This window comes from Desulfobulbaceae bacterium, from assembly GCA_013792005.1.
Taxonomy (GTDB): Bacteria; Desulfobacterota; Desulfobulbia; order Desulfobulbales; family VMSU01; genus VMSU01.
Genome location: VMSU01000069.1, coordinates 1 through 4,047 on the forward strand (window position 1 = coordinate 1; position 4,047 = coordinate 4,047).

Sequence of the window (4,047 nt, forward strand, 5' to 3'; positions counted from 1 at the left end):
GACCGGCAAAAGCCAGACCATCGCCAATCTCATTGCTGCAGCCCTTCATCAAGGGTTGTCAGTTCTTTTTGTCGCAGAGAAAAAAGCCGCCCTTGAGGTTGTTCGCTCGCGTCTCGACCACACAGGTCTAGGAGATTTTTGTCTCGAACTGCACAGCCATAAGACTCAAAAAGGCCAACTTCATGCCGACATCGGGCGACGTATCAAGAAAACGTTTAAGGATGCCTGTGCACTTGATTATGTAATCAACGACCTCACTTGCGAACGAGATCGGCTAATTGCCTATTCTACTCTGGTCAACAGCCATGTCGGACCGAGTGGCGAAACCATTTACGACATCTTCTGGGCGGCTGAGCGATGTCGCACTGAGCTTAAAGGTCAGTGCCCACGCTTTTGTGTCAACAAAGCATTATTGCTTACCCGCGAGCAGATCAATGAGAGGATCAACCTACTTCAGGACGTGGCACGTTTACGCCTTGACTTGTCCGAAGATGCCATCCGAGCATGGAGGGATTTTCGACCAGGCAACATCCTCCCAGGGGATGAAGCATTAGTGGCAGACCTCTTTACGGCGATTCAATCGCAGGTCGAACAATATCGTCACCATCTTAAACAGTGCGTGGACGACGTCACATGGCCGTTGGCATTCACTTTTGATCACTTCCGTCGATTGCGACATACCCATCGTGATGTTTTGCAGGAATATCCAGGAGATTTCTTACAGACGCTGGCAGAGCACTTCATTGATCCGGCAAACATCGAATCCGTCGAAGGACTAGGTTCAGCCATAGCTGAACATCGTGAGTTACTGAGGGTGGCGGATATTGTTTCCCGAGCTGTTGCTCCTGAGGTCAATAGTGCTAAGGTACTTCCGATTGCTGACGCCTCTAGCCAACTTGAATCTCTTGGGTATGGCGACCGGAACGTGCGTGAGTTGGCGGCCCTGGCAAATGAGCTGAGGGAGGCGGCTACCATTCTCTCTCAGCTTATTGATGCTGCTATTACGGTTGAAGATTTTTTCGCTGCTCCTCCGATCGAGCTGGGCCAGTACGAGCAAATTGTCGATTTGAATCGCGTAATGGATTCAACCCCTGCGGTTATCAAAGACAAATGCCACCCCGAATACATGCAAGAGGAGACAATCGCCACTTTCCATACAGCTCATGATACTTGTGAGGCTTTGAAAAGCAATTTAGCGGCATACAGCCAAACAATTTTGTTCCGTTATCTGCCGGATCGTACAGCACTTGCTGACTTAGCCAGAAACTTGCGATCTTTCCGAGGTTCTTTTTTCGCTATCTTTTCCTCCCAATATCGGGCAGTTCGACGCACCATCAAGGGGTTTCTCGTTGAACCTAAGTCTTTTGGAGCCCCCGATCTAGTCGAACGATTGGAATGCTTGGTTGACACCCTGACCGCCATTGACGCAATTCGCACTGAACAAAAATACAGCAAAAGCCTTGGTCCACTCTATTCAGGATTAGAAACTGATTGGGGAAAACTTGAGGAAAGCATCCTCTGGGGGCAGGAATTGGCCAAGGTGGTTGGCTCACAGGCCAAGGCATATTCTCTTGCCCCGAGGATTGCCCAAATAACTCCGATTGTTGCGAGCGCTGCAAAAAAAGTCCGTGACACACTGAGAGAGCTTACCCCATTTCTTGCTTCGCTGAATCTGGCGCCTGATGCCACCACCGGTGAAACGCTCTCCCGTCTGATGAAAGACCAAGATCGTCTCGAAGAAACGACCAAGCCAATCCTTACCTATCCTCCCCTTATTAGCATCGACATCACGTCGATCGCATCGGCAGCGCAGTCGTTTTTAGCGGCGGATCATCTCCAGGCGAGCCTTGACGATGATCGTTATCGACGATTGCTTGGGAGTGAATATCGTCGTCTAGAAACAGACACAAGCAATATCCTTAACACAGCACAATGGGTGGGAGCCCTTAATGAAAGGGGCCGATTACCTCGGGAATTGGTTTCTTGGCTTGTATCAGCCGAAACGAGAACCCGCCGCGATTTGCTTGAAAACTTTCTAGCCGCTAACGAAGTTTTTTGGGGCAGTGCGATGCCTTTGCAGCAGGTCTTGCCAGTTATGGAGAAGTATTAACCGAAGAGGGCCTCTTCGGCTGTAACGCCCAAACATACACATTAGAGGATTTTTCAAAATCAATTACCGTTGCTCTGGAAAATATTCGTTACTTGATCACTTGGGGGGACTATAGACGTGCATTTGAACGAGCAAATACCATCGGGCTTGACTCAATCATCGAGGCTATTGACAGTGAGCGAATCACTCCTGAAGAAAGTGCTGCCCTCTTCCGGCATTCGGTATACGACAGCATGGCCAGGGAAATTATCTCAAAGCATTCGCAGCTAGCCGCATTCACCCGTGCTGAATTTGAAGGGATACGTGAGCGTTTTTCCTCTCTTGATCGGCAAATCATGAACAATAACCGAGAACGGATCGCGTTTAAAGCCAGCACTCGTCAAGTTCCGCAAGGGATAGGCTATGGCCCGGTCAGAGAGCATACCGACCTGGCACTAATAGAACGTGAGTTGCAGAAGCAAAAACGTCACATTCCGATTCGCCAATTTGTTCGTAGGGCGGGTCGCGCACTGCAGGCGCTCAAACCATGCTTTATGATGAGTCCTCTATCTGTAGCTCAATATCTGGAACCTGGACAGGTAACTTTTGATCTTGTCGTCATGGATGAGGCCTCACAACTAAAACCTGAGGATGCGCTCGGTGCTATTGCTCGGGCCAAACAGCTAATCGTCGTTGGCGACCCAAATCAGCTACCGCCCACTAGCTTCTTCGACAGAAATGATGGCCCTGCCGAAGAGGATGATGAGATTTCAGCAATTCAAGACACCGAATCAATTTTAGATATTTGTCTTACTTCATACCGCAAGCGTCGATTGCGTTGGCATTATCGCTCTGAACACGAGAGTCTCATTGCTTTCTCCAACCTTCGCTTCTACGATGGGGATATGGTTATCTTCCCTTCACCCATGGGCAAGAACCGTAACTACGGCGTCCATCGGCACTACATCGAAGGAGCCACCTATCTAAAAGGTCGTAACCGAGTCGAAGCAGAAGCGGTGGCACTGGCAGTTGTCGAACACTTTCGGAGTCAACCTAAAGTCACCCTTGGAGTGGCCACATTCAACCGGGAACAGACCGAACTAATCCTTGACGTTCTTGACCGGTTCCAGAAAGATCAACCATGGCTTGAACGGGCAATCAAGGAAACAGAGGAAGACGAAGAGCCATTCTTTGTTAAAAATCTCGAGAATGTGCAGGGCGATGAACGAGACGTAATCTTTGTCGCCACAACTTATGGTCCGGAGCCATCAACGGGGAAAGTCTATCAACGGTTTGGCCCGATTGCGCGCGATACAGGTTGGCGACGGCTTAATGTCATTTTTACCCGAGCCAAGAAACGCCTCGAATTGTTTACGTCGCTCCGTTCATCTGACATCAAGCTCTCTGAAAACCCTTCAAAAGGGACACTAGCGCTGAAGGCATATCTTGAATACGCAGAAACAGGTATTCTGCCAGACTACGGTTCAGTTGGAAGCAGAGAGGCGGACAGCGATTTTGAGCTTGCTGTTGCACATCACCTCAATATTCATGGGTTCAAGACTGTTTCCCAAGTCGGCGTTGCAGGATTTTTTATCGACATTGGCGTTCTCCATCCTGAAAATGGGGGCGAGTTTATCCTTGGGGTCGAATGTGACGGTGCGGCCTATCATTCGGCAAAATCGGTCCGAGATCGTGACCGCTTACGGCAAGAAATACTTGAGCGGAAAGGCTGGAGGGTTCATCGCATCTGGTCAACCGATTGGTTTAAGAATCGCGATCGCGAGCTGCAGCGGCTACTTTCCGCTATTAGAGAGGGGATCGAAATTCATGAGTCTATTGCGGTTCTGCACGTTGATTCACCTGGGGCCTTTGATTCGAAGCTCGCCGAAATGCTGCATAAGGTAACTGAACCCGAGTCCGTAGCCGAAGTGGCGCACCGGGAAAAAGTTACCTCCGCC

At 49.7% G+C, this 4,047-nt stretch carries 2 protein-coding genes; both read left to right on the plus strand.

Annotation, left to right across the window (positions count from 1 at the left end):
- The coding region (locus FP815_03825; GenBank protein MBA3014066.1) for a hypothetical protein at positions 1-2,110 on the plus strand (2,110 nt) is incomplete at its 5' end.
- On the plus strand, positions 2,056-4,047 hold a 1,992-nt coding region (locus FP815_03830; protein ID MBA3014067.1), incomplete at its 3' end, for a DUF559 domain-containing protein. The genes FP815_03825 and FP815_03830, both read left to right, overlap by 55 nt.